At 64.3% G+C, this 23,593-nt stretch carries 21 protein-coding genes; 1 reads left to right on the top strand and 20 read right to left on the bottom strand.

Going from position 1 to position 23,593, the window contains the following annotated elements; all coding sequences use genetic code 11:
• Positions 1-21 precede the first annotated feature (21 nt).
• Genes AADZ78_RS28385 through AADZ78_RS28345 form a run of 9 tightly spaced genes read right to left on the bottom strand, consistent with a single transcriptional unit; the run spans position 22 to position 9,637 of the window.
• Complete coding sequence (locus AADZ78_RS28385) at positions 22-387, bottom strand: hypothetical protein (protein WP_085248186.1); 366 nt, start codon at positions 385-387, stop codon at positions 22-24.
• Positions 384-1,151 (bottom strand): hypothetical protein, encoded by a 768-nt coding sequence (locus AADZ78_RS28380; protein WP_085248184.1) that lies wholly within the window; start codon positions 1,149-1,151, stop codon positions 384-386. Before AADZ78_RS28380 ends, AADZ78_RS28385 begins: the two co-directional genes overlap by 4 nt.
• A complete protein-coding gene (locus AADZ78_RS28375; RefSeq protein WP_085248183.1) occupies positions 1,148-1,963 on the bottom strand; it encodes a DUF4326 domain-containing protein in 816 nt (271 codons plus the stop codon). The genes AADZ78_RS28380 and AADZ78_RS28375 overlap by 4 nt, the downstream gene beginning before the upstream one ends.
• A gap of 49 nt (positions 1,964-2,012) precedes the next feature.
• On the bottom strand, positions 2,013-4,040 hold the full coding sequence (locus AADZ78_RS28370) for a hypothetical protein (protein ID WP_085248181.1): 2,028 nt from the start codon (positions 4,038-4,040) through the stop codon (positions 2,013-2,015).
• The gene (locus AADZ78_RS28365; RefSeq protein WP_239656898.1) at positions 4,037-6,868 is read right to left on the bottom strand and encodes an ATP-binding protein; all 2,832 of its coding nucleotides are present in this window, start codon (positions 6,866-6,868) and stop codon (positions 4,037-4,039) included. The genes AADZ78_RS28370 and AADZ78_RS28365 overlap by 4 nt, the downstream gene beginning before the upstream one ends.
• A gap of 32 nt (positions 6,869-6,900) precedes the next feature.
• Positions 6,901-7,176: a hypothetical protein gene (locus AADZ78_RS28360; RefSeq protein ID WP_139828454.1), complete on the bottom strand. Its 276-nt coding sequence runs from the start codon at positions 7,174-7,176 to the stop codon at positions 6,901-6,903.
• Between the two features lie 43 nt (positions 7,177-7,219).
• Positions 7,220-8,188: a conjugal transfer protein gene (locus AADZ78_RS28355; RefSeq protein WP_085248177.1), complete on the bottom strand. Its 969-nt coding sequence runs from the start codon at positions 8,186-8,188 to the stop codon at positions 7,220-7,222.
• A gap of 31 nt (positions 8,189-8,219) precedes the next feature.
• Positions 8,220-9,206: a hypothetical protein gene (locus AADZ78_RS28350; RefSeq protein WP_085248176.1), complete on the bottom strand. Its 987-nt coding sequence runs from the start codon at positions 9,204-9,206 to the stop codon at positions 8,220-8,222.
• Entirely contained in the window at positions 9,203-9,637 is a 435-nt protein-coding gene (locus tag AADZ78_RS28345) for a hypothetical protein (RefSeq protein ID WP_085248173.1), read from the bottom strand. The genes AADZ78_RS28350 and AADZ78_RS28345 overlap by 4 nt, the downstream gene beginning before the upstream one ends.
• Positions 9,638-9,701: 64 nt before the next feature.
• Between AADZ78_RS28345 and AADZ78_RS28340 the strand changes: the two genes are divergently transcribed.
• On the top strand, positions 9,702-10,493 hold the full coding sequence (locus AADZ78_RS28340; RefSeq protein WP_139828452.1) for a hypothetical protein: 792 nt from the start codon (positions 9,702-9,704) through the stop codon (positions 10,491-10,493).
• 90 nt (positions 10,494-10,583) lie between these two features.
• Here AADZ78_RS28340 and AADZ78_RS28335 read toward each other — a convergent pair whose 3' ends face one another.
• The 11 genes from AADZ78_RS28335 to AADZ78_RS28285 form a co-directional block, all read right to left on the bottom strand.
• Positions 10,584-11,954, bottom strand: coding sequence for a type IV secretory system conjugative DNA transfer family protein (locus AADZ78_RS28335; RefSeq protein ID WP_249044851.1), 1,371 nt, complete (start codon positions 11,952-11,954; stop codon positions 10,584-10,586).
• A 153-nt stretch (positions 11,955-12,107) separates the two neighbouring features.
• Positions 12,108-12,467 (bottom strand): hypothetical protein, encoded by a 360-nt coding sequence (locus AADZ78_RS28330; protein WP_139828451.1) that lies wholly within the window; start codon positions 12,465-12,467, stop codon positions 12,108-12,110.
• 295 nt (positions 12,468-12,762) lie between these two features.
• Positions 12,763-13,119: an alpha/beta fold hydrolase gene (locus AADZ78_RS28325; RefSeq protein ID WP_085248165.1), complete on the bottom strand. Its 357-nt coding sequence runs from the start codon at positions 13,117-13,119 to the stop codon at positions 12,763-12,765.
• Positions 13,120-13,630: 511 nt separating this feature from the next.
• Positions 13,631-14,035 (bottom strand): hypothetical protein, encoded by a 405-nt coding sequence (locus tag AADZ78_RS28320; RefSeq protein ID WP_085248163.1) that lies wholly within the window; start codon positions 14,033-14,035, stop codon positions 13,631-13,633.
• Between the two features lie 55 nt (positions 14,036-14,090).
• Positions 14,091-14,873: an AAA family ATPase gene (locus AADZ78_RS28315; protein WP_085248161.1), complete on the bottom strand. Its 783-nt coding sequence runs from the start codon at positions 14,871-14,873 to the stop codon at positions 14,091-14,093.
• A gap of 117 nt (positions 14,874-14,990) precedes the next feature.
• The gene (locus AADZ78_RS28310) at positions 14,991-16,289 is read right to left on the bottom strand and encodes an integrase catalytic domain-containing protein (RefSeq protein ID WP_204080106.1); all 1,299 of its coding nucleotides are present in this window, start codon (positions 16,287-16,289) and stop codon (positions 14,991-14,993) included.
• Positions 16,171-17,325: a hypothetical protein gene (locus tag AADZ78_RS28305; RefSeq protein ID WP_341343658.1), complete on the bottom strand. Its 1,155-nt coding sequence runs from the start codon at positions 17,323-17,325 to the stop codon at positions 16,171-16,173. The genes AADZ78_RS28310 and AADZ78_RS28305 overlap by 119 nt, the downstream gene beginning before the upstream one ends.
• A complete protein-coding gene (eccE, locus tag AADZ78_RS28300; RefSeq protein ID WP_239656895.1) occupies positions 17,322-19,034 on the bottom strand; it encodes a type VII secretion protein EccE in 1,713 nt (570 codons plus the stop codon). The genes AADZ78_RS28305 and eccE overlap by 4 nt, the downstream gene beginning before the upstream one ends.
• Positions 19,031-20,437, bottom strand: a complete 1,407-nt coding sequence (gene mycP, locus AADZ78_RS28295) for a type VII secretion-associated serine protease mycosin (RefSeq protein WP_085253194.1) — start codon at positions 20,435-20,437, stop codon at positions 19,031-19,033. Before mycP ends, eccE begins: the two co-directional genes overlap by 4 nt.
• Complete coding sequence (gene eccD / locus AADZ78_RS28290; RefSeq protein WP_085253193.1) at positions 20,437-21,972, bottom strand: type VII secretion integral membrane protein EccD; 1,536 nt, start codon at positions 21,970-21,972, stop codon at positions 20,437-20,439. Before eccD ends, mycP begins: the two co-directional genes overlap by 1 nt.
• Positions 21,969-23,483 carry a MinD/ParA family ATP-binding protein gene (locus AADZ78_RS28285; protein ID WP_239656893.1) on the bottom strand — a complete coding sequence of 505 codons (1,515 nt, stop codon included), beginning with the start codon at positions 23,481-23,483 and terminating at the stop codon, positions 21,969-21,971. Before AADZ78_RS28285 ends, eccD begins: the two co-directional genes overlap by 4 nt.
• Positions 23,484-23,593 lie beyond the last annotated feature (110 nt).

Genomic DNA, 23,593 nt, shown 5'->3' with positions numbered 1-23,593 from the left:
AGCCACTTTGTCCCACCTGAATTACTTGGTTATCTCCACCGATGGCCGATCGGCGTCGACGCAAACCCAGCACACTCGTTTGCGTCCCTGTCGCAGGGCGCGCCGGACCAACCCCTGCTGTTCGAGGCTGCGTAGATGCCGGTAGATGCCGGTATAGCCGTGAGCGGTCCGCCGGTACTGGACAACATGCCAATCGCGATGGCATTCAACCACTTCCATGCCCGCAATCGGCCTGCTCGGATTGCGTAGAACCGTGCAGTTGTATTCGCTGCGTTCGACTTTCCATGGCATGCGGGCAGCCAGTTCTGTCGTCGACACCGGGCGCGGGCTTCGGCGCAGAGTAGCGAGCAACTGCTCACGCAGCTGCAGCGTATCGGCGGTGGTCATCGCTGCGCGGTGGCCGCGAAACCGCCCGGCTGGCAAGCCTCAGGCTCGACCCCGCGGCCGCGGCGACGTTTGAGCAGCTTGGTGCGCCGCGGGATCATTAACGCCAGCCCCCGCTCCCGACTACCTGGCTGCCCTGGCCGTGTGGACACTTCACACAGGTAGCGACCCACCCCCTGCTGATCGTCGGGCACCATGGCCGCCAAAGCGATCACCAGGGCTTGCAAATCGTAGCGGGGCGTGTCCTGAAGGTCACGCCAAATCTCGGCGGGCCCTTGGTCGCCGTGCACATCTCCGACCACGGTTTGGGCCTTCTCGTAGAGCCTCGCGCACTGGGCCAGACGCGAATCGCTGATGGAAAACGCCAGCGGCAGCCGACCACAGCCCAGGTGGTATCGGATTTGTTCTGCCACTTCGGACTTGGCGCCCACCCCGGTGTCTAACAGAAGCGCAGCGCGAAGCATCGCTTCGTCGGTCCACAGGTCACACCCGGGCTTGTCTGGGTGAATCGGCTGCCAGCCATCCTCACGGAATTCATCGCCGAACCGCCGGACAAGAGTCGTCAGCGGGCCGCTGTCAATCCCGAAAAACGCTGCGACATCAATAATTGTCGGCTGCGCCGGCTGCCTTGGCGCACCGGCGGCGTAGAGCTCATCAAGTACATCGACACGCAACACCAGCACACTTCGGCGCTGACGCTCGCGCCGACGCGCGACGTGCTCGGCGGCTTCTTCACGCCGCTTCTCATCAGTAATTGCAGTCGTCACGGCTGTAGGTCTCCCCTCGACTGATGGTGCTGCAGGAGGCTGCGGCGCACGAGAACCGACCACGACGTCGGTCGTAGACCAACAAACCCACGACCCCACGTTCGCTCTGCCAGCCGATGCGGGTGTGCAAACACCCAGTGGTAGACCGACGTATCGCGACGGACCTGCCGCTGGCCCCATGGCTGGCAGCAGTGGTTACGGGCCGGGTGCACGTCAACAAGAACCGCCGCTCCCAACCAGCCCTGCTGGTGGGTGTGCCAGTCGGCGTCAAGACCTGCACGCTGTGCCGCGCCAATACCGATCGTGTCGATGCGCGTGCCCCCGTAGATCAGGATCGGCCCCCGGTAGTCGGTCGCCCACGTGCGGTTTTCGATCGTCTTGCCCCCCAGTTCTTTTGGCACCAGCAGCAGCGACGCCCAGGGTCTGCGCAAGGTCAGCGCCATCGCGCGCCCGTCCGCCGCGAATGGCGACGTTGGCGGGTTAGCGACGTCTAGCAACACGTTGCGGTGGCAGGCAGGATCATCAAGGGCGCAGGTGCAGGCAAGATCTCGCCCGGCCAGCCTGCGCACGTCCGCCAAAAGCTCACGCCGGCGGGCCAGCCACACGGCGAACTCAACCAGCCCGCCCAGACGTGCCACCGGGTTGGCCGATTCTGATTCGAAGGGATTGGCGAAACGCCCGGCAGCGGCTACCGATGCGGCCCCGCGCGGGGCATCGCGCCCGCGACGCTGAGTACGCGGTTGGGGATCTAGATCGGTCACCTCTACGGTGGCCCAGCGAGCGCGCCGGCCCAACACAAACGTTGATGTCATGGTCAATACCCTCCTTGCGTGTTGACGCGGCCCGTGTGTAGTCGTGGTGCTATTCATGGCGATCCGGGCGCGGCGGGGTACGGCCCGGCGGTGTCGGCGGCGTTCGGTCTGGTCGCCTCGCGGCGGACTGGCCGTTGCTCGGATCTGGTCGCGCCCCACTGCGCCCGGGCGCGCCATTGGCGGCGGACTGACTGTGCTGCGCCGCTGCGGGGTGTCGGTGTCGGGAGGCGCCCATCCGTCTGGCTAGGGCACCGGCGGCCGCCGCGGGCACTTCCAATTCGGGGGCGGCCACCGCTGCCGCGCTGCGCGCTGTCTCGGCCACAGCCGCCCTGCCCCCGGCGGCCAAAGGGCGTGGCCCGTTGTTGGCCGCCGGGGCTGCTGCGCCGGCATGGGCCGGGGACGCCGTGCGCCCAGGCGGATTACCGGCAAAGGTGCTCCCACCAGAGCTCCCCGGGCCCCGTCCTGGTCCTGACGGGCCCGGACGTGTCGGCGCGTTGCCGGCGCGCCCGGAGGGCGGCCGGCCCGTTGAGGTGGGCGGGTGCGGCTTGCGCCCTGGCGCTTTTTGGCTGACACCCCCGGTTTCTGCTTGCCCTTGCCCGGGCTGCTGGCTGTCGCGGTTGGCCAGCCGCGAGCGCACATCGTTCATCTTGCGCCCGGTGTAGTCGATACCTTCCAGGGTTCGCCCGGTGCGCCACGCGGTGTTGAGCGCTGCGCGGCTCATCCGGATCGGGCCGGGGATGCCGGCATCGCCAAAAGCACGCAGCATGTGACGAAATCCCAACGCGCCAAATACTGAGATCAACAGCATCACAAGAAGTTTCGGGAAGGGATTGGTCATCCCGATCATCCCGGCGAGAGTGCCGCGTGTGGCTTGGGCCATCAGAATCACCAAGATCCCCAGGCCCCCGGTCGCCGCGATCATTTCGGCTGCGTGCACCAGCATCCGCGTTGCCGCCTTCTTGGCGAAGCGCCGGGTCGGTCCGGGGAATAGCGCCAATGCCGCGGCCGGCACGATCACCAGGACATTCCAGAAAGCTTTAAACCCAATACGGAACGCTTCACAGCCGATGTAGTCCAACGCCGCCAGGACGACCATCGTCAAGAAGATGACCAACGCGAAAAGACCGACAGTGACCGCCGAGAGTTGTTGGGAGTGCGCATAGGCCGAAGGCGCGCACGACTTCATCGCTTGCGCTGGCGCTGAGGTGATCCCGGATAGGATCGCGCGATTGAACAGCTCCGCGCAGCCGGGAATGTCGTCGACGACTTGCCCGAACGAAATCAGTTCGATGATGTCGCGTGTGAGCACGTCACACAGCCAGCTGGTCAGGGTGTCCAATTGCGCGCTCGTTCCACCCGCTGCGATGGGCCCGTTGTGGATCACGCCCTGCGACAGTGTGAAGCCCAATGAGCGGCCCATCCCGAGCAGGCCGTTGTCGCTGACCAAGTCCCCAGCTGGGTCGCCCAGCAGCGTCCACATCAGTAGCGCCACGAGCAGGCCGCCTGCGATGACTCCCATCCCTGTCCCGTAACCGACTGTCAGACAGAGGATTCCACCGGCGACTAGCGAAACGGTGATCCCGCCAGCAACCAGATGCAAACGCGCCACCAGCGCCTGGATGTTGGCCACGATGGGCGAGGCAACGGCGGCCAACCAGCCCAGCCAGATCGCGCCAAGCGCGAATTTGATGAACCAGATACCGATCGCGCACACGCACAGAAAAAAGGCGCATTCCAGGCCGAGCCATCCCGCGAGCTGACTATAGGTCAGCGTTGTCGTCAGGGCGTCGACAAGCGCCGGCGTCCACGTCTGCGGCGAAACCCCGAATTGCGGATGGCCCTGGGCGCCGATCACTTCATCGATGGGCAGGACCGACACGAACAAGGAACCGATGGGAAGCCCGTAGGTGTCGTGCAGCCCAGTGAACGACAAGCTGGTGGTGATGCTGTCGGCCGCCGCGCGTGGCGCTGTCAGGACGGCCAACAAGGAACCACCCCACAGGAGCTGGAACATCACCCAGACACGCCGCAGCCGTGGGTGGGTGTACATCCACGCAGCGAGCAGATCTCGAGTCATGCCGCTTGCCCACTTGCGCGATCGTTGAGGTAGCGCGTGTCGAATGCCTGGGCGAGTTCGGGTTGCACGGGATGCAGCAAGTCGACGAGCCCGGCGCGGCCAAGATCATCGAGGAAGTAGGCATATCCGTGGCCGTCGACCGTGCGGGTATCGAGCACCTCGGGGTACTCCGCGGGGTCGATCCCTAGCTTCTTAAATGACTCCCGGGCGTACTCGCGTTCGGTGGGTTTGAACGGCGTAATTACCCGCATCGGCAGTTCTTGTCGCCCGATAGCATCGAAATCCTCTACGTGCTGGGAGATTCCGATCAGACCGTAATGCTCTTTGCGGCCCTGCGTGGCGATACGTTTGGCGTCCTTGCGGCCGACTGGCGACGCGAAATACGTGCGGGCTTCCTCGGCCACAAACCAGCCAAACGCGTTAGCCCGTCGTCGAACCGGGTCGGTGTACGTTAGCCGCGTCAGCGATGCGATCATCCCGTAAATCGCCAAACCTGCCCGGGCACGGGCGGTCTGGCGCTTGTACAAGTGCAGCTCGTCGGTTTCGGCGATGTCGGGCAGCTCCAGATCAGCCGTGAGCCAGATGATCGCGTCTTTCTCGGCAATCGGCGGAACAGGCAACGATTCGTCGAACATCGCCCGCAGGTAGTCCATCTCTGACCAGTAGGTCAACGTATCGGCCAGCTCCGCGTACTCGGCGTAGTCTTGTCGGCCCAATCCGTTGAGGTAACGCACCAACGCACCCAGGGTCTCGGCAACACGCTGATCGGGGCGCAACAGTCGGCGCATCTGGCGCGCGACCGTGGAGTTGGCCTCTTGACCCATCATGGGCAGCAAATGATCAAGGGTGTGCTCTACGGCGGTGTCCCGTGGGAAAATTCGCAACCCGTCCATCGACCACTCGGCGCCGGCGGGATCGATCACCGCGATCCGATCGCCATGATGGGCCAGCGCGGGCACCCACTCGCGCATCGTTCCCGAATCAATGATCGACGCCTGATGTCCACGCTTGAGCAACCCGTCAGTGATGCGTTTGGCTGCCTCGGATTTGCCACCACCGGAGGCCCCGATGAACAGCATCCCCGGTGCAACACGGCGGTCGACGCTTCCCTCCAGATCGACGAAGACCGGGCTGGGTAAGCGGGTCGCCAGATTGCGTGCCAATAAGATTCCCGTCTTGTGGCCCAGTTCGGCCGACACCAGTGGCGAGAACCGCGACCACTGATCGGTCGTGGTGGGCTGCTTGAACTGGCTCCGCGGGGCTCGCGCCTCACTGCCTGGATGACCCAGCTGCCACAACGCGGTCTGCGTGCCCCGCCGGCAGGCTATCGCGGTGTCTAGCTCCTCGGCGAAGTGTGTTTTGAGCTGTTGCACGGCATGGGCGGTGTCGGCGGAGCTCGTCGACCCGATCGCGATCACCGTAGTCGATTCCGTGGCCCGTTCAAGCTGGCTCTCATTGAGCGCGGCCGAATACCGTTCGGCTGCCGCAAACCGCCGCGCCAGGTCGGCATTGCTTGCGCGCCGCCCCGACAAATGAAACGCCTGGTCCTCCATATTGCGCTGCGCGCGATCCACCCGCGCAAGCTCCTGTTCACGTGTTCGGGTACAGACGTGCTGGTACCAGTCCACTTGCGCATTCACATCGACGTCGTAGGGCGAGAGCAAGATTTCGGCGCGGGGATAGGCCAGTCCCCCGCGCGGCAGCTGCGATACGACCAGGCACGCTTGGTAGCTGTCGGCCAGGCCGGCTGCCTTGATGCGCAGGATCGCCTTCCAGGTGGGAAGGTGCCGACGCGGCCACGAGCGCAATTGTTTGCGTCGGTGTTGGTCGCCTTCGTCGAACTCGGCGGGTATGCAGGTGAAGTCCTCGGGCCCAAGTCGTCGCTGCCCGCCCCCGCCGTGGGGGAAGGGGCGGTCCTGGGCGCCGCGGGTCCAGTGTCGCTCGTAAAGCCATTGGATCTGGCGTGCCGTTGCCGGTTTGGCGTGGAATTGCTCGGGGATCTTGGCCAAGATCTCCTCGACAATGGCTCGGTAACCGTCGAGTGTTTCGGGTGCATCGTGGTCACGGCCGATCACCACCCGCGTGGCCTTAGCCATGGCGCCCGCGCCACTGCGTCCGGCCATTCCGGCATCAACGGGAATGCGCACCCCGAAAACCTGTTCGTAAAACGCGGTCTGGTCAAAGTACTGATCCCATTGGCGGGCTTCTCGCACCCAGGTGTCGTGGTGAGAAAACTCGCCCAGCAGGCGCTGCTTCATCCGCATCGGGTCGACGCGCGGCGACATGCCCCAAAACACCATGCCCGAGGGCAGTTGACGCACCAGGGGGCGATGGGCTTTGGCCACAGCGCGTTTGACCTCATAGGGCATCATCCCGCCGGGCTGGCCGGCCAGAATGAACTCCGCATACACCCCCGCCCGAGTGAATACCAGGTTGTCGATCACCGCTTTCGGCGGCGAGACCCATGGGTCGCGCTGGCCCCGTGTCGCTGCGCGACGTTGTGTCCCGATGGCACAGTTCAGTAGCCACCACATCCGATACCACGGGGATGGTCGGCTGATCGGGATCTGTCGTGCCAGATAGGTCAGGCCGGCGGTGGCCGCGACGCCGAACACCGCGATCCATGCCGCATACCCCGACTCGAAACCGAAATAGATGCCCGCGCAGGTCAGCCCGACGCCGATCAACGCCGTCGCGAAATCCCATCCGCGCCACGGCCCGAACAGAATTCGGGTGGTGTCGTCGAGATGCGACACATAAATCGGGAAGTCGAGCACATCGGCGAAGACCTGTGCTGTCGAGTCGATCCCCTCGTCTGTGATCGTCACGTCCGGCTCCTGCTGGTTATTCCTGCGCCTACCTAACTGCCGTACTGACCTGTCGTCACGCCACCGGTATGGCGATCGAGGGTGGCCTTGAACGAATGCATCAGACCCGCCCCGCCTAAGACCAATGCTCCGAGCGCCATTGCGCCGATGAGCTTGCCCGCAGCGGTGCCGATGCCTCTGTGCAAACTAAAGATTGCGCTTGCGGTTCCCGTCATGAGTAGCGCGATGGAGGCCGGCACCTTGATCGCCTCCCACAGTGAGGGGATGGCGTTCACTAAATCCGCTGAAGCAACGACCGTTTCGATCATGATTGTTTTTCCTTAACGTGAGAGTTGCCGGGTCGCGGTTTTGCTACCTGGACGCTTGTGCTGAGGCGGCGGCCACGATCGGTACTAGGTCATCGGCCTGCGACATCACCGGTGCCCGGTCGATGGCAGCCACCGACCAATGGCCACCCACGCCGCGCAGTGTGAGGGGATAGACCAGGTGTACCTCGGCGTATTGCGCTGTCACCGCCACCACTTGCGCCAACACGCGCATCGCTTGGCCTTCTGCTGGTGTGGTCGGCGGCGTTGAGGTAGCGCTCACCCCCGTGACCAAGGGAATCCGATGCCCTTGGGTGTCGGTTTGCTCCTGGTATACCTTGCCCAGACCGACCAGCTTGGAGTCCGACGTCACGTAGCGGTCCACGCTGCCGTCGCCGGTCAGGTAGGCCGAGATGAATCCCGACACCACTTGAAACGCATTGTCCGAGGCAGCCAGCGTGGCTGGATAGGCCATCGGCAAGTCGGCGCCCGGGCCTGGACCCTCCACCCGGGCCGGCAAACTCGCAGCGCGCGGCCCAAGCTTAGACCACAGCACCGGCACCCGATAGAGCGCGCGGGCGGGCGACGCAGATTCGTAGGGACGTTCGTTGACACCGACAACCACCGAAAACACCTCACAGTTACCGTCTTTGGCCGCGTCCCCTTCATAGGTCACAGCCACCACCGTGGGTGCGCTAATCACCACTGCCTGGGTCGAGGGCAGCCTGAGATCGTTGACGTTGACCGAGACGAACTGTGTGAGCGCCGCAGAGTTGCTCGCAGTCGCTGTCAGCCACGTCGCGACATAATCTTGGGCGAATGCGCTGACCACCGAAGATTTGTTGACGACCGAGCGCGCTGGGGTCACAACATCAGGGGGCTGCCCAAACATGAACTGCCAGAACACATGTAACCCGCCAAGGGCCGCCAAACAGATCAGTGTCAAGCGGCCGACTTTCGTGGCTGTCGATGCCGACGTGGACAGCCGCGAGCTCCAGGTGTTGTTCAGCCTCATCGCAGCCGCCCCCCGCGTGGTGTACTCACCATCACACCGCCTCGTGCCCAAGGATTTTCAGGCTGCTGATAGCAAACGTCGCATCGACTGGATCGGAGTTGCCATCAGTTGGCTGGCCAGTGACCGGATCTAGCGTTAGCGCTGGCGTGGGCGCGCCGTCGCTGAAGATGGGCCCCAATCCGGGTGCAACTGGTGCGGGCGCAGCCGAGGGTTGCGGCGGTTCAGCGGGCGGACGCGACGTCTGTCGAATCAGAATCTGAATCTTGGACGCCAGCTGATGTTTGATCGGCTGAACCGCCTCGCCGTGGACATTCTTTGTGTCCTGGGTAACCAATGACGTCGGATCGTTGTCGAACATGTACTGCACCAGGGTCACGACGCGATGCTGCGACCACTGCGACACACCGCTCGCGTCCTTGCCGATCCAGCCCGGGGTAATTGATATCGCGGTGATGACGTACGTGCGGCCAAGATCGATGGAGATCGTCTGGCCGTCACCGCCCGCGCGTACGCACTTGAACGCATTACGCGGATCATTTCCCGACATTGTTTGTGCAGGAGTCGATCCCGGCGCGCATGAACCCTGCGCATCCGCGGCGTACGGCAACGCACGGTCAACGCCGGCCGCTGCACCCGCTGCGGTGGGGGGCGCCGGTTTGGCGACCGCTACCGCCTGGGGCTCACCGAGGGACCCCCCGATCGGCGGCCCGGATCTCGAGTCGGGCCAGTAAAACACCACCGCACTGACCAATGTCGCGATGACACCGGCGGCCACGAGTCCTCCAAAGCGCCAAGCCACCTTGTGGTCAAAGCGACTGCCCTTGTCGACCGCTTTGTCGGACACGTCGAGGTCGACTGGCTCGTGCGCCGCAGTCCCAGCGCCACAGTCATCCTCGGCCATCAGGTCGGCAACGTTGATCTCGTCGTCGATCACGGCATCACCGGCATCGGCGCCGTCATCACGGCCGAAATTGACCACTTTGGCCGCCCACGCATCGTCAGACTCGACCGCGCTCATCTGCGACCCCCATGCACAATCACGCGGTGCCCGCGCTCACTGAGCTGGCGCCGCTGTTGCCTCGGTGCCGACTCCCTCGCTAAAGCGGCCTGCGGCACGACCGCGCGTCCCTGCACGGCGGATCCGTACACGTGGCCGGCCCGTATGCCCGGCCACGCCGGCGTCGAGGCGGCCAGCACCTGCAACGCCGGCCCGGTGCCCGAACTGTTCCAGTGTTGCTCATATCGGGTACCTGGCCAGCCCGGGCTCCGAGACGGCCCTGGCCCGATCTGCGGGCATGTCCGCGGCGCACAGCCCAGGATGCCGCAGACCACTAGCACGATAGCTAGCTGGGTAAATAGGGCGGCGAGCAGCCCAGCCATCATGATCATCACGGTCCTTGTCCCCAAGGGGGCGGCCAGTGCGCCGCCAGCCATTGCTCCCTGCTCCATACCAGCCGTATCATGCCAGACTAAAGCAGCTAAGACAATAGGAGTACAGATAATGGTTCGTGAAATGCCTGATCGCTACGACGAGCTGCGCCGCGAATGGATCGCCGAGTACGCCGGGATCTCGAACATCCAGAAGCGGCGCGCCGAGCTACTGAACCGGCAAATCCGCAAACGGATCCGCAGAACAGCCGGGGCCAGGCCAAACCCCTACGACGACAACCCGACCCACCCGCTGTGGGCGCGTGAGGGCACCACCATCGAGGTGGTAGGCGAACGATTCATAGTGCTGCTGTGCGCCCTGGCCGCACCCATCGGCTGGCCGCTCGGCCAGCTGCTCTACCGACAAATCGTCACACTCATCCCCGACCGACTGCGCGCCTACCCGGTCCCGGCTCTGCTGTGGACTGCCTTCGGTATCGGGACTCTGACCGCACTGCTCTACACACCCGATAATTCACTCAGCACGACCCTCGTCGCGCCCTACCTGACCGCCCAAATCCCCGCCACGTTCGCCGCAGCCGGGATCTACGGAGTCCTCAACGGCTGGCTTGCCATTGACGGCTCTGCAAGCTGGTGGCCCCTAACCCCGCCGCCACTTGCCGTCGACTTCAACCTCGCCCTCGAACCCGATGACCTCACCGCGCCGGCGGTGTTCGAAACAGCCGACCCCGAATCGGTCGCCGACCTCAGCCCAGCCACCCAGATCAGCCAATCCATGCAGTCAACCAAAAACGTCTTGATCGCTTTAGCGTCCTGCCTCATTGGATCGGTATGGATGGTGGGCGCGGTCGCGGTCGGCATCACGAGCGCCGCTGTGCAACCCCTTAGCGCGCCGGCGGCCACAACGTTGCGTTGATGCCGAGCACTGTCCCGCAACATCCGTTACGGGCGCTTGCCGCGTCGGCCTGTACTCGGTAACGGGTGGGAATGTCACTCGAAACCACCGCTATGGCAGCGGTGTTGGGATGCGAGGGTTCGTCGCCTTAGCTGCCCGAGCCAGCAAGGCACTAGCCGCTGCGTCATATCTGGTTCGGAAGACAGTCCAATCAGGGATCTCTACACAGTGTCCCAGGCCGCCTTTGATGATGAGGCGCGCGTGTTCACGATCGGGCGGTAGCAGTTCTTGCCAGCGTAGCCCCGATCCCAATTCACTGTTGAGGCCCTTGTGCCCATCTGCTTGTCCGTAGCTTTGTGGGCGGCGCAGCGTGAGCCCAGACCAGTCCTCAGCCGGCGCGAGTAGTTCTTCTTCGTGCGCGCCGTACATAATCACATTCACCGGGAAAATGTGGCGCAGTTCGTGGGCGTAGAGCGGCCCGTAGACGGTATCGAGTTGGCAGGATGCCTGCACCGCAGCCACCATGTTGATCCCCAAGCCGCGGCCTTCCCCGACGATACGTCGCAAATTGGGAATCGGGGCGGTATTGGGCAATTCGTCGATGACCATCAACAGCCGGTGCATCTGCTCGCGGCGGGAAGTCTTCTCTCGCCATCGCCTCACCAGGGAGTCAAGAAGGGTGACCGCCGCCCCGGCCGCGGTGCCATCTGCCGGGGCAAGGACGAATAGCGTCGCTTGTGGATCATCAAGGAACGCCGGATCGTATGCTGCGGTGAAATCGGCGACGTCGGCGGCCAACAAACTTGTTCTAAGCCACGGAGTGATGGCCTTACGCATCGTGATTGCCACCGAATCGCGCTGACGTGGCTCCATTTCCAAGATACGGGTCATACCCATGGCCAACACTTCGTAGCGGTGGCAGATCGCGGCAGCCTGTAACCAGCCAGGTTTCTTGCCGGCTTCCTTGCTGGTGGTGTCGATGTTGTCCACCGCACGCAGCACCCAGTCCATGCCCTCGTTGTTGCCCATCGGTGACGCCGCATACAAGAACGCGGCAAGCGGGCCAGCAGCTTGCGACTCCCACACCCCGCCGTCAGAGACCTGGTCGGCCCCCGACCCCAGACCGACGGTGGCCATCTGCATAATCGTCTCTGCCACCGTCAGCGCCTCAGTCGGAGTGAAGATAGTGGCCGTGGGGTCATAAACTGCAGGTTCCACCCCGTGCGGGTACGCCGGACTCGCGATCGGTCGCAGATCAACGACTGCCTTGGGCCCATACCGGCGTTGCATCACCAGTTGCATCAGGTCGTCTTTCGATGAGACCACCACGGCTGGGCCTCCCCACAAGACCGCCGCAGGCGCTAACAGCCTCCGCGTCTTACCAGTCTCAGTGGGCGCGGTGACAAGAACGTGCGGGCCGGTCCGCGGCAGATACAGTTGCCGTGTTTTGCGTCCCTTAGCGCCTTTGACAATGCGAGTCATAAAGCCGCAGTAGGGCGTTCCAGGCTTTGCGTGCATCTAGCTATCCCGTCGTTGACGATTCAAAAATGGGCTCCCCGAGGCCATGTCCCGCGTGACGGAAGTGCTGAGGAGCGTTCCACCCACGTGGCGCCCGCGGTGGGCAGCTCGTGGCGGTCACCATTGGACCTCATGGCCTGCACCCGATTTCGCAGATTTCCGCCGCAGTGTTAGAACTCTGCACAGCGCCGCCCGGGTGCCCTTGACGTCGTCGGCTGCCCACAATGCAAGCGCGGCGTTCATGATGTAGACGATCGAGCTACGTTGCCGCGGATCGAATGTCGCGATTCGCAGCAGGGTCTCCCCCAAACTCTGGGCGGACTGGCGGGTGGGGCGTCGGCAGATTTCGGCGGCCTGGCGCCAGCCGGGCAAGCTTGCATCGGCATCGACGTTGCTGATTGCGCGGCGGACCCATTCGATCCCGCTCGTCTCATTTTGGATCGAGGCCGCGAACAGCAGGGCCGCCAGTGGAGTCACGGCAACACTAGCCCATAACTTGTCGGAGATGTCTTGTCCCGGTATCGATGCCAGCAGTGTTTCGGCGATGTCGAGGGCAACGCTGGGCGACCCGATCACACTCGTCGGGTCTGTCCCAAGTCTGCGACGCAGTCTGCGCCGGCGTCGCCGTTGGCGCATGTCTTGAACGGGCCGCGATCGCCGTTTGTGTCGTCGCCGCGGCGTCGTCGCTGCGCCGCGACCCAGGTGTGTCCTCGGGTCCTGAGAGATGTTCATTTGGGGCGGTGGTTCATGCTGGCTCCTGATCGGAGGGTATTTAGAAGTCTCGCGCGTGCACGCTAGCGCCGAGCAGCGCAAGCAGCAGATCGGCAGTGGCGCTCCATGATTGGCTCGACAGGCACAACCCATGTAGCAGCACAATCGTCTGGGCAGCATCCGCCGGCCCGCTATCGTATGCCGCGATCCTGACGCCATCGCGGGTGTACACGACACGATGCACCATCCGGGACTGACCCACCGCCCGATCGGAGGTCTCCGCCCGATCTCCGATGCCGCCTGCGCATGGCTTCTGCTCTGATATCGATGCCTGCCCAGCATGTTTCCCTGTCTCGCCGACGGCGGGCACTAGCCGTGTCCGGGCGATGCCGGCGACGCTCCGCAGGCCTACACTCACCGCTTCATCCTGTCGGAACAAAGCAATATAATCAATACCGGAACATTATAACGTTCTCGTTATGCTCTATTTCGGAGGTTGTGATGATCGACCCCACCCCAGCAGAGGCTCTCGACGACGCCCGATCAGACATCATCAGCGCCAGAATTGCCGCACACGACGGCAACGAGGACCGCCGCAGCTACTGGGCCTGCGCCGCCATCGACGCCGCCGCGACCATACTTGTCGATCCCACCGCCAGCGCGCGCCAAGTCGTGGCCGCGCGGTCCTTCCTTGCCGAAGGCCTCGCCCTGGACGGCCGCGCCAACACCTGCGGCGCCGAGACCATCGACACCGACGAAGAAGCGCGTGCCTTAGGCGATGCCGACCAGCGCTGGCTCGATGACTACCTCGCGAATCGTCCCGCTGCTCAATCAGCAAGCTACGGCGCTAGAGGGCACGTCGACCAGAGCGTCGCGCAGGGCCGGGCACAGCTGGATGACGCCGCGACGTGGGGGACACATCCTGCGTTTTACCGACGCCGGCGCAGCTTCACCCGCAGCTCGGCCACCAACCCATCCAGACTCGGCGGCACCGGCCGTCGTGCTAAAGCCCGCATCTGCCGCGCCTGTCGCCACGAGAACCAACGGTCGGCCGCCCACTGCACGATTCGCGGAACGCGCGCCGACGCCTCCAGGGCGCGCAAATCCCCGCGAACCCGCCGCGCGAGGTATTCCATCACTGTCTCCTCGGGCGCTGGCTGCGAATCAAGCTCGACTCCCGATGCCTCGAGGGAGTGCTCGCGGTGGTTGTCGGCGATGCCCGCCAGCAATTCGATCACAGCGGCTACGCGCGGCTCGTCATCGGGGATGTTCGCGGCATCCGCCGCCGCCGACACCTGCCGCAAACCGGCTATCCGCAGCGCCGTCGTCCACACGCCGCCAGTCGTCCTTCCGTGAGTACCGTTGACCCGGGGACCTGTCAACCGGCGCCTATGCCCGCAACCCAGGCGGCAAGGCCTGCTGCAGCCCGGTGGAAACGTCTTCGCGGGTCAGCAACACCAGCTTCTCTACGGAGATGTCGACGTTGATGTTTTCGTCGCTGAGGTCACTGCCGTCAAGGTCGGATTCGCTCATGACACGCAGGTCGCGGACCCGTTCCGCGGCCTCGACGATGTTGCGCACGAACCGCCCATTGTTGAGCACGTCGATGGTGCGAATGGTGTCACCGTCTTCGGTGTGGTGTTGTTCGGTGTAGAACCGCGTGAATGGCGCCATCGGAACCTCGTGTAGCGCACCGGCTTCCACGGTGCTGTGGTTGTGTTCGATGATGGCTTCTGCGATTTCGATCAGCTTGTCCGGCGGGTACGAGGTGAACTCGATCACGGTGGAAAAACGCCCGTGCAGGCCGCGGTTGGATTCCAACACCCGTTGGCAGGCCCGCGGATACCCCGCAGCAATCACCACGGCCTTGTCGCGATTGTTTTCCATCCACGGAACCAGCACACCGATGATGGCCTGTCCGACGGGATCACCTCCGGCATACCCGCCATGGATTAACTCACCGAACTCGTCGAAGAACACCGTCCCGCCCAGCGCGTCGGCCAGGAATTCGCGGGTTTGAGTTTCGATCTGCCCGACATACTGCCCAGCCAGCCGATCTTTACTCGTCTCATACACATCGGCCAACGGCAAGATCCCTAGCCCGCAAAAGATTTTCGCGACCGCACGCGCGGTTTCGGTTTTGCCAACCCCGGGTGGGCCGACCATCAGCATGTGGTTGCTCGTCGAGGGCGTCGGAATTCCTTTGCGCTGCCGCAATATCCGCGCCGCGGTGCTGGCTTTGAGAGTGGCGACTGTAATGCCTCAGATCAAGATGCCCGCGAAAATTAGTCAATGCCTCACATAAGAATGCCCGCGAAACCGAGGGGCGGTTCGGCTGGCCTTGATCCGGACGCCTTTGCGGATGTCGGGCAGGGCGGTGCGGATGCTGGCCAGGTAGAGCTGCTCGGTTTTCTGCTTGGCTAGCAGGACAAGCCGGTTCTGCAGGTCGGCGATCTCACGGCCGATCTCCGCGGGGTTGAGGCTGTCACGGTAGGCGATCAACTCGGCCCGCTGAGCCGGGGAGAGCACCTGGGCGGCCAGCAGCCGGTCCAGCGGCGTTTGCGGGGCGTCGTAGCAGCGTCGGCGGCGCCCGTCGGCAGTGCTGGTGTATCCGATGGGTTTGATGGTCGGAGTCAGGTAGTTGAGCCGGTCATTGACCAGGCGCCATAGGCGGTTGAGCACAGCGCGTTCTTCGGGCGTGTCGTAGCGGTAGTAGAACGCGTACTTGCGGACCAGGTGGTTGTTCTTCGACTCGATAGTGGCCTGGTCGTTCTTCTTGTACGGGCGCGAGCGGGTGAAGTAGATCCCTTTGTCTCCGGCCCAGTTAATCACTGGTTTGTTGAGAAACTCGGTGCCGTTGTCAAAGTCCAAACCTGTTACCGCGTAAGGAATCTCGATGACAGCTTTACGCAGCGCGGCCAGCACATGGGTGTGGGCATTGTTGCGCATCGTGCGGGTGAACACCCACCCGGTGTGCACATCGGTCAGATTCAAGGTGCGGGCGAACTCCCCTTTGAGGGTCGGCCCACAATGGGCGACGGTATCACCCTCGAAGAACCCCGGCTCCGTGTCCACCTCATCCCCAGCTCTGCGGACCTTGATCGAATTCCGCAGCAGCGGTGAGGGTTTCGTTGTCGACACACCCGATATCTGATCCTTGGCCTTCGCGGTCTTCAGATAACGATCGATGCTGGCCGCACTCATCGCCAGCAGTTCCTGGCGCACTTTGGGACTGTAGCGGTCACGCCCGAACACCAACTCGCCGTGCCGTTGCAACCCGTCGAGCTGCAACGCCATCGAGGCGGCCAGGTACTTCCCGCACTGCCCACCCGAAGCGGCCCACACCCTCTGCAGCACCTTCAACGCGTCATAGGAGTACTTCGGGGTCCGCGGCTTACGGGGCCGTGCAGCGACCCCGCGGCCCGTCCCGGCCCGCCGTTTCGCCGCTCCTGTAAGCCGCCGGCGGGCGTTATCGCGTGACCAGTCCGTCACCGACATCACTTGATCCAAAATCAGCCCCTTGTCCTTTTTCGACGCCTTCACATACGCCTTGGCGTACTTCGTGGTGATCTCGCCCCGAGACGCCATCGACAACCCACTTCCCATGCCTGACGAGGGTCACCATTTCGCGGGCATTCTTATCTGAGGCACCGAGGGTGTTTCGCGGGCAGTTTTCGTGAGTCAAGCCGGCGACTTGACGTTTGACTTCGTCGAGTGCCACCATCTTGCTCAGCGTCTTTTCGGCCTCGGCAAGCTGTTCGCGCGCGGCGCTAGCATGCTCGGCGGCTTGGCGCTGCGCAGGTGTGGTGCCAGTCGCCGGATCCCAACGATCACTACGACTTTCGATGCTCGCGTGGTCGACAATGTGCAGACTGTATGTCGGGTCAGCTAACGCGTCCTTGGCCAGCTGGTACTCAGGCCAGCGCGCCACCACATCGGCCAACGTCTGGCGGGCAGTGTCCTCATCGCCTTGGCAGCGCGCAATCAGCGCACGAAGATGCAGCCCATCGCGCATAATCGCATCGCCATTGGGTAGCGCCGACTCCGTAGCGCGCCCCACCGCGCCCACGGCACGGTCGAACAAGCCAAGATTGGCTGCCGCCTTGGCCTCAAGCAGGCTAGCCGCCCGCCGCAGAATCTCGCTGTCCAGGCCCTGCCACGCCTCACAGCCGGCCACGGCCGAAAGCAGGTCAGGCCAGCGTTGGGTGTCGTTCATCAATTGCGCCCGCGTGTAGAGCACACGCCGATCGGTGCAACCCAGCCCCTCCAAGAGGTTGTTGGTCTGTGCGAACTCGCGCACGGTGAGCAAGCGCGCGGCATAGGCCAGGCGTGCCGATGTCTGATCGGCGACGAGCCAGCGAACGTAACCCACATCGAAGGCGACATCGAGATCCTGGGCTCGATAACCCATCGTGCGGAGGTCGTGCTCGAGACGCGCTGCGGCCGCCGACAACCCCGCCAGCGTGCTCACGGATTGATCGCCCGCGGCGATGCGGGCCAGCCACGCATCAGCCATGCCCGCATCGTCATCGGTGGCCAACCGCAGCACCTCAAGTGCTCGTTTGCGGTTGCTGGACAACGCTTTGACGCCGGCACGCAGGGCCTCCACGGCTCGCGCGCTCACTGCTGGGGACCTTCTATTCTCAGGTGGGCCAGTGACTGAGCCTCGTTGCGGGGCCGCATGATCCCCAACGTGATCGACGAATTGCGCACCGGGGTCTGCACACTGATGTGATGTGGCGAGACCTGCTTGATCATGATGTCGGCGTCTTGGGGCATCGACTGGCCTGCCGCCGTCACGCTAACCAGGGCATGCCCTCGTGCCCCGCTTGCGGCCAGCGCTTGCTGGGCCTCGGCGCCATCGGCGACGACCAGGGTGACGTCGTCGGACCGTTTCCCCTCGCGCCCCAGGCTGATCCTGACCTCGTCACAGATCGGTTGCCACAGTTGCGGTCGCCTGGTGTGGATTTCGGCGGTGGCGCCAGCGGCGCTGGCCCGCAGGATCAGCGAGGCCACGACATCGACGTCGGCCGCGATGGCCACCCGGATGAACTTCTGCGGGTCTATCCACGACATCAAAAACGGCACTCCGGCGCGTTCTGCCATACCGTGCAAGAATCCCGATGGCCCCACCGGAACCTGCAGGGCTGCGCTGGCCAGCGGACGCGGCGATAGTTGGACCTGCACGGATCGGTCGCCCAGCGGCAGCGACGCCAGCATCGCTGAAAACGCTTCTCCAGCAACCGAATGCAGCGTCGACATTGGCGGGTGATGTTGAGGCTTGGTGGTGTGGACCCGCAACAGCGCGGCCACCATCAACTGCTGGGTGTCCTGATCGCGGGTCAATCTGAGTACAACCACCGTCTTTTTGGCCCGAATCGTCCAGAAGTCATTCAGTGCCCGGGTGCTCAGCTCTGCCCCGGCGATGCGATACAGCGACACATAGTCGTCGCCGAGGCGTAGATCAGTCCAGCGCTGTTCGTAGGTGTCCAGATCCTGATAGTCCAGCAGCGCCTGCGTGGCCTCGGTGATCTGCTCAGGGTTGCACGTCAGCGCGCGACATCCCTGCCGCGCGGCGGCTTGACGGATCCGCTCGGTGGCAGCCGCGGCGGCTTGCGCGACGCTGCCGCGGTAGGAAATCGCATCCAGGCAGGCTTGCGGACGCAGCCGAAGCACCAGCCACGTGCGCCGCATCCCGACAGCCGAACGGTCACTGATGATCTCGTCGTAGCGCGGTGTGAACCTGCCGTTGGGTGCCGTGCGCGTGCCATCGGAGACCACATCGATCGAATGCAGTTCCAGCCCACCGAACTGTTCCAACAACGCCCCGATCGCCTGCAACGGAACCCGATCACGAGTATCAACGCCTTCGGGGATCAGCACGCTTTCGCTGTATTGGCGCCCATACAGGGTGATCACGGTGATCGCGTAGTGGCCGTCCCAGCGCATCCCAATGGCCCCCACCCCGGGCAAATCCACGCTAAACGGTGCCGGTATGTACGCGTAGTGGGCACGCCTGCGCAGGCTGCGTCGGGTGCGCCGCGCCGCGTAGGCTCGCCGCGCCCACCGCGGGGCCGCTGCGCCTTGGTAGGTCAGTGTCGAGATGACCAGCACGGCCACCACGACCGCAATCAGTGCCCACCACGCGGTCGCTGCCAACGTCGCCACCGCGGTCAACGCGGCTAGCTCTGCGATCAGCACCGTGCGCAGCGCGAACCGGAATTGCCAGCGCGGCAGCTGTGCTGAGCCGGCGGCGCTTTGGGCAAGGCGCCGGCCCGTCCGGTTCGCTGCGGGCGACGGGTCATCAAGCGGGTTGTGGACGGTGATTGTCACGATCTGCGTTCCCGAACGAGGTTGGACACAAAGAACACCACCCCGATCACGGCCACGGCGATCGCCGAACCGGCCACGGCCACGATCATGGGCGCGCGATCCGGTGGTGGTGGGGGTGGTGGGGGATGCAAAGGTCGTGAAAGGTTTTCGTGGCCCTGTGTGGGTCCCAGCGGAACGTCGTTGTTGAGCGCAGCCGCTGGATCAATGGTGCCGTAGCCCACCCGGTTATCGACCAGTGCAGCTGGGGAATGGGCGGTCAGTTCGATGCGCCGGATCACCTGGGCTGCGGTCAGATTCGGGTATTTGGCGCGCACGAGCGCCGCCAAGCCCGAGACGTAGGCGGCCGAGAAACTGGTGCCGTTGATGGCCCGCAGCGTGGCCGCGGTCGGGTCGAACGTCGCATTGATGACACCGCCCTTGTCGTTGAAGCCCTGCACGAACACCCCAGGTGCCGCCGCGCCTACCCACGGCCCGGACAGACTGATTTCGCGGCCATGATCATCCACGGCGGGCTTGCCGTTGCCGTCGACCGCACTCACCGAGAGCACATAGTCGGAAAACCAGCTCGGGGTCGATACCGTGACCACCCCGTTCCAGTTGCGGGGGTCTTTGATATTGGTGGCGTCGATATCAGGGTTTTGGGCGCAGTCTTGGTTAGCCAAATTACCTGCGGCGGCGACGATCACGACGTCCTTGTCGACCGCGGCATAGCGCAGTGCGGCGCCCAGGGTGGTTTGGTCCACCGGCTTGAGCACCGGGATGCAGGCCACGATCGACATGTTGATGACCCGCACGCCCATATTGGCGATGTGCACCACCGCTTTAGCCAAAGACGACACGGTGCCGGCACGTCGGTCGCTTTGGAAATCGCCCGGTGACGGGTTGGCTGGTACGAAAGCTTCCGAGGATTGGCGCACCGAGATGATATCGGCGTCTGGCGCCACCCCGGATAGGCCATCGGTCTCGGCGGGTGATCCGCCGATGATCGCAGCCACCACCGTTCCATGGGAGTCGCAGTCCGACAGCCCGTTGGCCTCTGGCACGATGTAGTCGCCCCCGCCATGCACGTGCGGCAGTCGCGGAGAGGGATTGACCCCGGTGTCAATCACCCCCACCGTCACCCCAGCACCCCGTCCCGCTGATTTCCATAGGCTGGGCAAATCCATGAACGCCTGCGACGGATTCGGGGCTCCCAAGTCCGTGCCGGGCAGCAACCCAGTGATCATGCACGCGTGCTCCATGCGCAGCGCCTCGTCAGGCGCCGGTGGTGTGTCGGGGGGCACCGCCCCCGGATCGACGGCGGGCGCAGTGATCGCGGCCGCGGTGCCCGCCACGAGCGGACTCATCATCACCAGCGCGCTCGCGCCCGCCGACGCCAACACACGCTGCCCCCAGCCGGTCATCACAGGGCGTTTCTGGTCAGGAAGTACAGATTCAGCAGCCAGAACACCAGAGGGGGAATCAGCACCTGCATGCCGTAGTCCAGCCACTCCACGCCTTTGCGGAACGGCGCCGAGAACACCCGTCGAGGCACCACCGCAGCGACCAGCACCGCAGAAAGGCCCAGCGCCAACACGACAGCGGCGATCACCAGGCTCATCCGCGAATCATGTGAGCCCAGCGCATATTTGAGGGCCAGCGCGGTGGTCATCGCAAACGCGGTGGACACCACGATGAGCGCGGTGGCGCGGTCGTCGAAGGAGCGACCGCGAAAGACCAGGATCGCCGCCAAGGTCAATACGTAGATAGTGCTCAGCCACCACCGGCCCTGGCCCACGGTCACCGCCCCGGCCGCGCCGACGATGAAAAACGGTGCCGTGGCAGCCACGATGGCCTGCTGATAGGTGTTGGCCGCGGCGGCAGCGTACTCGAGCTCGGCAACGCTGGGGGTGCCTTCGGTCTCGGCGGCCACCAGCGCCTCGGCCGCGATCTCCTCGGCATCATCGAAGACGAGCTTGCCGGTGACGGTGGGAAACGGCGGCATGGGCACTCGGGCCAGCACCTGTGCCAATGATTCGGTCGATTTGAGCACCAACAGCGCGACGAAGAGTGCACCAATCCACAAGTAGGTCATCTGGATGCCGATACCGTGCGACGCCGCGATCCCGAAGACACCCCCACCGACCAGTGCCAGCCAGGACACCACCCCGCGCGGGGCCGGCGAGAGCCGCCACAGCAGCATCGCCAGCATCGCAGCGATCGCTGCGGCGAACACGACATGCCACGCTCCAGGTTTGCCCGGCACTGCGATGAACGCGGCGGTGCTCGCGGCGATCACTGCGCCCATCCACAAACCATTGGCCACCACCGTTGCGCGCCGGCGCCACCACACCAGCGCCGCCCCGGCCAACAGCACCGCCGACAAACCTACGGCGACCAAAGCGGGCACCAGGGCGGGCAGCGGGGCACGCTGGGTCGCTGCTTGATCAAGCCGCCACGCGTTGACCAACAGCCCGACCGCCACGACACTGCCCAATCCGGCCGCGACGCCGGAAAACTGTAACGCCGTTTGCGGGGTGACCGAGCTGAACCGGGCGGCGTTGAACTGCGCGATCGCCGAGGAGGCATTCTCGATCACCGGCGTGAACGTCACCTCGGCGTCCTCGACATCGAGAACCAACAGATCCCCATCGATGACACCCTGATCAGACAAGCTCTGCCCGCGGTTAAGTACCGTTCCACCAACCGTTTTGAGCACGACCTTGCCGGGCGCGATCATGTCGCGGCCGTCCGGGCCACGCAGCGCCTGGCCCGGTTGGAGCTCACGTAACACGTCTGTGGCTAGGGTCGCCACGGTCTCGGTCGCCGGCAGCGCCATATCGGTTTGGCGGCCGTTGAACAGCACCGCCACCCGTACCTGTTCACGCAGCCGCACCCGGTCGCTGGCGCGTACTCCGTTGACCCGGGTTGCGTTTGTGCGTTCGCTAAGCGCTGTCACCGCTGCCCTCCGCGATCAATCCAGCCGCCGGTGCCTGCTTCTCGGTCGGCGGCAGCGGCGAAACCGTCGACCAAGGACGCCGCGGCTTCGATGTAGGCTTTCTGCGTCTCAGTGCGCATCCGCCAGAACTCGATGGCCGTGGCATCGCTGAGATGTCGGTCGAACGGCACATCGTGGACCGCGCGCACAGCTTTCTCGAAATCTTCGTGCAGCCGCTGCACTCGAGCGCTGGCGTTGATGTTGTTGATGTTGCTGACCACGACCACCGCTTGACGCACCAAATGTGGATAGCCATGCTCCATAAGCCAATTCAATGCGTCAGCGGCGGCCAGCGCCCCATCAAGGCGGGTTGTGGAGGGCACCACGATCGCGTCGACCGGCAAGTCGTTGAGGATCGACTTGGTGATGTCATCGCGCATCTGATTGCCGCAATCGATGATCGCGATCGGGTACTGCACCTGCAGGCGTTTCCACGCTTCGACTAACTGCTCGCCTTTCAGCATTTCATCGCCACGATCGCTGGCCAACACCTCCAGCCCGGTCTCCTTGTCTTTGCCCATGTACACCCGAAAATCTCGGTACTGCTTGAGGCCTGCGTCATTGATCAGCCCGCGCCAGGACAGCGTTGAGGGCTCTTGGATGCGTCTGGCCAGGTTGCCGCTGGCCGGGTTGGCGTCGATGGCGACGATCTTTTCATCGCGATACTTTTTGAGCGCCATCCCCAGGCTGATCGCGGTGGTGGTTTTGGTGACGCCGCCTTTTTCGCCCATCACCGCGATCACGTAGTTGCCGCGCAGATCGACTTTCAGGCGCCGATCCAAGTCGTTCCAATGCCGTTCCTGTGCCGACAGGCCGAGGTTGATGCGCGTGGTTCGGTAAAACGTTTTTCGCCAACCCATTTTGGGCACAGGCTTGTAGGGCGGGGCCACGTGCGACTCTCGGATTTGGGCGCGCAAATCACCCACTGAGGCGTCGTGTCGGCTATGGGGTTGCCGGTCACTGCGCGCCCGTTCTGCGGCGGGTGGCTCAAACGCGTAGGCATCCAGCTGGCGGGGTGGATAGCCTGGCGGCCCCTCAGCTGGAAAGCCCGCGCCGGGCTGCGGGTGCGGAGAGTTCGGTTGGGCTGGCCGCTGTGCGGGCTCATCGGGGAAAGCGGGCCCGTTGCTGTTGGGCGCAGGCCCCGGTGGTGGCTGTGCCGGCGGGGGCCCGCTGGGTAGGTGACGTCGAGAAGCGCCGCTGTAGTCGGCGTCGGCGCGTTCCCAAGGTGGGGCTGCTGCAGCGTCGAGCGGCGGCGAGGGGGTTTGCTGGTGGGCCGCTGCTGGCGGGGCGGTGTCGTATCCGTGTCGCCGCGTGCCGCCTGTCGGCGAGGGTGCCCGGTAGTTTGCGGGCAGCGGGACCCGGCCGTATGCGGCGAAACCCCTGTTGTTGTCGCGGAATCCGTTGTCGGCGGCCTGTGGCGCGTCGTCGCCGTCGTCGAAGTACCGCGAATCGAAGTCGTTGTCGTCGCTCACCGGGTCTCCCATGGTTGCCTGGTCTCCGTCATCGTCGCCGGGGGACTTTTCCCATGCGCGGTACTGCACACCGCGTACCACAATATAGCACAATCAAAGCAGATAAGGCA

Origin of the sequence: Mycobacterium riyadhense, assembly GCF_963853645.1 — a bacterium.
In the GTDB taxonomy this organism is placed as follows: domain Bacteria; phylum Actinomycetota; class Actinomycetes; order Mycobacteriales; family Mycobacteriaceae; genus Mycobacterium; species Mycobacterium riyadhense.
Note: the sequence above shows the minus strand (reverse complement) of the source record. Positions and strands in the feature narration are given on the sequence as shown.